Source organism: Micromonospora sp. ABR4_055, from assembly GCF_056160425.1.
Map to the genome: position 1 here is coordinate 44,552 of NZ_JBSWXD010000024.1, position 6,029 is coordinate 50,580.

General features: G+C 71.3%; 5 protein-coding genes. 2 read left to right on the plus strand and 3 right to left on the minus strand.

Annotated features, from left to right (window positions below):
* Window positions 1-69: 69 nt before the first annotated feature.
* The gene (locus tag ACXAHD_RS08930) at window positions 70-1,407 is read right to left on the minus strand and encodes an efflux RND transporter periplasmic adaptor subunit (protein WP_282232869.1); all 1,338 of its coding nucleotides are present in this window, start codon (window positions 1,405-1,407) and stop codon (window positions 70-72) included.
* Window positions 1,408-1,613: 206 nt separating this feature from the next.
* Here ACXAHD_RS08930 and ACXAHD_RS08935 point away from each other — a divergent pair, with 206 nt between their 5' ends.
* Window positions 1,614-2,210: a hypothetical protein gene (locus ACXAHD_RS08935; protein ID WP_289211816.1), complete on the plus strand. Its 597-nt coding sequence runs from the start codon at window positions 1,614-1,616 to the stop codon at window positions 2,208-2,210.
* 5 nt (window positions 2,211-2,215) lie between these two features.
* Here ACXAHD_RS08935 and ACXAHD_RS08940 read toward each other — a convergent pair whose 3' ends face one another.
* Together ACXAHD_RS08940 and ACXAHD_RS08945 are read right to left on the minus strand one after the other, a co-directional pair.
* Window positions 2,216-3,139 carry an NAD-dependent epimerase/dehydratase family protein gene (locus tag ACXAHD_RS08940; protein WP_475049711.1) on the minus strand — a complete coding sequence of 308 codons (924 nt, stop codon included), beginning with the start codon at window positions 3,137-3,139 and terminating at the stop codon, window positions 2,216-2,218.
* Window positions 3,140-3,155: 16 nt separating this feature from the next.
* Window positions 3,156-4,412 (minus strand): alpha/beta hydrolase, encoded by a 1,257-nt coding sequence (locus ACXAHD_RS08945; RefSeq protein WP_281552503.1) that lies wholly within the window; start codon window positions 4,410-4,412, stop codon window positions 3,156-3,158.
* A 276-nt stretch (window positions 4,413-4,688) separates the two neighbouring features.
* Here ACXAHD_RS08945 and ACXAHD_RS08950 point away from each other — a divergent pair, with 276 nt between their 5' ends.
* A complete protein-coding gene (locus ACXAHD_RS08950) occupies window positions 4,689-5,930 on the plus strand; it encodes a hypothetical protein (protein WP_281552502.1) in 1,242 nt (413 codons plus the stop codon).
* Window positions 5,931-6,029: the final 99 nt, after the last annotated feature.

Here is a 6,029-nt window from a genome sequence, read left to right on the forward strand (position 1 = left end):
TCTGGTGACTTCCTCGACGCGGACTCGGAGCGGGCTCGGTGGCGGCTGAGAGCCGACCGGCGGATCGCATCACCCATCCACCACTTCGTCGCCGACCGCCAGGCCGTCGATGACCTCGACGTACTGGTCGCCACGGACGCCCACGGTCACCACCCGCTGCTGCTCAACGCCGGATCCGTCCCGCACGACGACGATGTCCTCGCCGCCGACGCTGCTGCGGCTCACCGCGGTGACCGGGACTCGTACCACGTCGGTCACCTCGTCAACGACGACCCGTACCCCGGCGCTCTGACCGACCAGCAGGCCGGCCGGGACGTCGTCGAAGTCGACGATCACGCCGTAGCGCACCAGCTGGCCGTCGACGCTGCCCACCGGGTCGACCTGACCGAGGTGGGCGGGGAACTCCTCGCCCGGCCGGGTGGCCAGGGTGACGACGGCCGGCTGGCCGACCGACAACCGCGCGGCGTCGGCCTCGGGAAAACTCGCGGTCACCTGCATCTGGGCGACCGCGCCGAGTTCGATGAAGGTGTCACCGGCTCGTACCGTGCTGCCGACGGTGCCGGAGACACCGAGCACCTTGCCGTCGACTGGAGCGCTGATCACCGTACCGGCGAGATCGTCCTCGGCGGCGGCGAGTCGTAGCTGCGCCGCGGTGACCTGCTGCCGGGCCCGCAGCACCGGGTCTCCGCTGGAGCGCCCGTCCGCCGCCCTACCGCAACCGCTGTCGGAACCGTCGGCCCGGTCCCCGGGGTCGCCGGTGGGCGCGGCCGGCGAGTTCGCCGGCGTGGCCGGTGGGGTCGGGGTGGGCGATTCCGCCGGTACGGACGCGGTGGGCGAAGGTGCCGGCGAGGTGGTGGTGCCGACAGTAGGGGACGGGTCCGGGGTGGCCGACCTAGTCGCCTCCGGCGTCGGGCTGGTGGAGGGGTCGGAAGCGGTCCAGGCCGCCAGCGCGGTCGTCGTGCACCCGGTGCTCACGTCGGTGTCCGTCCCGTCCGTGCGGGCGTCCGCCTGCGCCTCGGCGAGGGCTTCCCGCGCTGCCGTCAGCGCCTCTTCAGCCTGTTCGACAGCTGCCGCCGCGTTGCTGTCGTCGACGGCGGCGAGCACGTCACCGGCGGCGACGTCCTGCCCGAGCCGTACGTCCAGCCTGGTCACCGTGCCGGCAACCGCGAAGCCGAGTTGGCGGTCCTCGGCCGGTGCGACCGAGCCGGCCGCGGCGATCGCCACGGTGACCGTCCCTCTGTCCACCTGCGTCATGGCTACGGGTACGGCGTCGTCGGTGCTCGTCGGGACGGCGACCGCGTAGGCGACGACACCCGCCGGGATCAGCGTCGCACCGGCCGCCACGGCGACAAGCCACCGGCTCGCGGGCAGCCGGCTGACCAGCGCCCTGATGGAGCCGAGTCTCATGACCGGGAAGTGTTCCGGCACCGGCTCAGGACCGGCTCGGTGACAGCTCGGCGTTTCCTGTGAACCGACGGTTCGCCGGTGCCCTCCCCGCGTTGGTCGCCATCCCCAGCGCCGTCACAGCAAATCCTGACGTGACGCGGAGGTTCGTCAGCTCTGCTGACGCCCGCACCGGCGACGTCCGTCGCGGGCCATCTGATGGGGAGGGCATGATCGTGCACGTTGCGCTCAGTCGTTCGATGTGGGGCACTGCCGGAGGCGTCTGCCTGCTGCTACTTGCCGCCTGTGGAGCGTCCGACCCGGACTCGGACAGCGAAACCGCGGCAGCTGGCGCCGGAGCCATGGCGGAGTACGTGGACTGCCTGCGGGACAACGGGGTCGACGGCGTGGAGGTTCCCGAGGCCGGAGGAGGTTTCCGACGTGGTGCCCCGAACGGGATGCCGTCGGGGCAGCCCGGCGACCGGCCGTCGGGGTTGCCGTCCGGCGCGCCGTCGGGGTTCCCGTCCGGCGGGCCAGGCGGTGCGGGACCGGGCGGCGGCAGGATGGGCGGCGGATTCGGCGACATGCTCCGACCTGACGACGTCGACGACGACACCTGGGCGGCGGCGCAGGAGGCGTGTCAGTCCGAGCTACCGGCCCGTGGACCCGGCGGCGGCACCGAGAACGGGGCGGACGCCAGCGGCATCGTCGCGTACCGCAACTGCCTGGCGGAGAACGACGTCGAGTGGGCCGACGACCTGGACTCCTCGGATCCGACCGTCGCCGCGGCGCTGGCCGCCTGCGAACCCCTGCAGCCGGCCGAGTGACCCGCTCACCTGCCGGCAGGTGACGCGCCGAAGGTTTCCTGCAACGACGGTTCGAGCGACCGGCCGGTCAGCGGCTCGATGAACAGCTCGTCGAGGAGCAGGTCGGCCAGGTGAGCGGGGTTGAGCCCGGATTCCCTGCCGGCGAGCGCCTGCAGTGCCCCGCCGGCCCGCAGGGCCACGCGGACCGCACCGGCGGGCAGCCGCCGGACCGGGCGGGGCCGGCCCACCGCCTCGGCGATCCGCCCGAGCATCTCGACCCAGGTCAGGTTGGCGTCGGCGACCGGAACGTCCCCGCCGTACGCTCCCTCGATCGCGTCGACCGCCGAGGCGGCGACGCTGCCGGCCGAGGCCGCGGCGGTTCCGCCGACCGGGACCAGCAGCGGCGCCGCCGACCGTGCCCACCGGTCCAGCGGACCGGCCCAGTTCGGTAGCCGGTCACCGGCTCGGCCGAAGACGAACGGCAGCTCCAGCACGGTGACCGGCAGGTCGGTTCCGGCCGCCGTCCGCACCTGCCGGGCCTGTTCCAGCCGGCACCGGATGTACGCGTGCCGCTCGCCGAGCCGCCACTCGGGACGAAGCCGGACGTGGTAGGTGTAGTAGGAGCCGAGCAGGACCCCACGGGTCAGGCCGGCGTGCCGGGCAGCGGTGAACATCCGCGCCACGGGATCGACGAGTTCACTGCGCAGCACGGGATGGATCGGTGCGGGGAGTACCCGCTGCTCGTCGACCCGGGTGCCGTACACGACGCCGTCGTGGCCAGTGAGCAGCGGCCGCAGGTCCTCGACCGAGGCGGTCTCGACGTCGAGCACGTGGTCGACCCCGGTACGGGCGGTCCGCGCCACCGTGGCCACCGCGTGGCCGCGCTCGCGCAGCAGGTCGACGACGTGCGTACCGATCAGGCCGGTCCCGCCCACGACAAGGATCCTCATGCTGGCTCTCCGCTGGTCAATCGGTCAGGAAGGCGTCGATCTGGGCCAGGAACTCCGGCCAGGCCGGCTCGGACGCGGTGAGCAGATGGTTGCGGCTGTCCAGCAGCACCAGTTGACTGTCCGGAATGAGGGTGGCCAGCTCGCTGGCCTGCGAGGTGGGCACCCGCATGTCATCGCGGCAGTGCAGGATCAACGTCGGGCACTGCACCCGGTGGGCGATGTCCGAGACGTCGATCCGGGCGAACTCCTCCAGGAACCGGACCCCGTTCGCCGCCGAGGTGGTCCGCCGCTGAAAGCCGATGAACTCCTCCAACTCCTCCGGAGTGCCCTCGGGCAGGAACTGGGAAGCGAAGACACCGAGGAAACTGGGGTCCTGGTGTGCCCAACCGACCCGCGCCAGGTTCAGATCCAGGGCCGCCTCGTCCTGCTCGGCCTGGCTGCGGGCCCGGACCTGGCGGCCCCGGGCGTACGCGCCGGCGAGGATCAACCGGCTGACCCGCTCCGGCCGGCGCACGGCGTACGCGACCGCTACCGCACCGCCCTGGGAGACACCGAGCAGCGGGAACCGGTCCAGCCCCACCGCCTCGACCACGGTGTCCAGGTCGTCGACCCAGTCGTCGAAAGAGAAGCTGGGCACGTCCCAGTCGGACAGGCCGCACCCCCGCTCGTCGTAGCGGACCAGCTGCCGGTCCCGGGCCAGCCCGTTGAGCCAGTGCGACCACACCGGGGTGGTCCACTCCAGATCGAGATGGGTCATCCAGTTGGCGGCCTTGAGCAGCGGCGGACCCGAACCGACGCTGGCGTAGGCGATCCGGGTGCCATCGTCGGCCCGGCAGAACCGGACGATCTGGCGGTCCGCGCCGCCGGCCTCCCCGGCGACCACAGACCGGGCCGGTGCCGGTCGGGTCGGGTGTGCGGCCGGCTGCGGTCCGGGGGCCGCGGGGTCACCGGCCCGGGTCACCGTCACTGGTGCCGCGAACTGGTACCCCCGCCGGTGCACGGTCCGGATCAGCCGCTGGTGACGGCCGGTGTCACCGACGGCGATCCGGGCGGTACGCAGCCCGGTGGTCAGCGCCGCCTCGCTGACGAAACGGTCGCCCCACACCTGGTCTAGCAGCTCGTTCTTCGATACCACCCGGTCCCGGTGTTCGATGAGGTACTGCAGGAGGTCGAGTGCCCGGGGCTCCACGTGGACCGGCTCACCGGATCGCCGCAGCTGGTAGCGGGCCATGTCCAGTTCGTACTCGCCGAAGCGGAAGGTGTCGCCGGCCATCGGCTGAGCGTACCCCCGGTGCGCGCCCGGCCCTCGACGGACGATCTTGGCCACCGCCTCGCGGCGACCAGAACGCCCTGGTCAGCGGCGCCACGAATGGTCGCACTGTTTCAGACCCGACAGAAATGCTGTAGGGTTTCGGGCAGAGTCAATGTAACGGCGATCACTGACTCCACCGGAAAGAGCACTGGCCATGTTCCTTCCTCATATTTTCCTCAGCTGATCCTTCGAATTCCACCAAGGCTGCGCGGTCCTGCATCACCAGACTTGGCACTCATGACATTCCTGCAACGCCGTCGGATGTTCCGACACGCCCGCACCGCGACCGTCCTGTCCGTACTGATGCTGGGTCCGATGCTCGCCGTGAGCACCCCGGCCGCCGCCTCCTCCACCGTGCCCACCGCGGAGATGGCCGACTGTCTGCTCTACGAGTCCGCCGAAGAGCTGGCCTGCTACCGCGACTTCCGGACCGCCATGAAGGTGGCGACCGCCGGGGCGGTCACCGACGCCCCGCGTGACGGCAGCCGACTCGACGCGGCGACCACCGAGCGGATCGCCGCCGCCGGCACCGCCGCCACCCGCGCCATGGCTTCGGGTACGTCCGCGGCCGCCCAGGTGGTCCTCGGGATCGCGTACCAGAACGCCAACTACACCGGCGGCTCACTGAGCATGGTCTCGCGATCCGGCACCTGCAGCGGCGGCAAGTACTACAACTTCAACAACCTCGCTGACGCCGGCGCCGCCTGGAGTAACGTGATCAGTTCATACAAGAACATCACCGACTGCGCCAGCAACTATTACGTCAACACCAACCAGTCCGGCACCCCCCACATGTGGTACTCGCACGACCAGCTCGCGCAGGTGCCCGCCGACAACCAGTACAGCTCGGTCAGGTTCTGGGACGGACCGTCCCGCGCGGAGCTTTTCGAGCACTGCGACAGCCGGGCCGTGTCCTGCCAGTTCGTTGCGGGGACACCGGTGACCGAGACCACCGCCGGCTTCCACGAGGTCGCCTCGCACTTCAACTGCACCCCGTACGACAACAGCCTGTCGGTCGAATGGTCCGACACCACCGGTGGGTCGATCAGCATGACCGCCGAGGTGCCCGCGACCACCTTCGGCTCCAGCGCGCTGAGCAACGTGTCGACGAGCATCAGCCAGAGCATCGGCCGGCAGTGGAACTGGGAGTCGACGGTCTCCCGGACCACGTCGCTCAACGCCGGCCCGTCGGGCTGGGCCGCGCTGGACCGCAGCCCCAAGCTGCAGACCGCCCAGGGCACGATCGAGATCAAGCTGAAGAACAAGGCCTGGGGCCGCAAGGAGTGGTACATCTGGGACTTCGAGGCGACCGTCGAGGTCCCCGACCACCTGGGCGTCACCCGGTCCCGGGGCGGCCCGATGACCGAGGCCCAGATCGCTGAGCTCTGCACCGACCCGGCCCGCCGGGCTGCCGCCGCGCCGACCCGCTCCGAGACCCGCCGCGAGCTCGCCGACGACCGGCCAGCCACCGCCAGCTGATCCCTGCCCCGCCTTCCGGGCCAAGGGGGGCCCTGGACGGAACCCCAAACCAAGAGGGCTTGTGGAGGATCGACCCACCAGGCAAAATGGGCAAAGGAA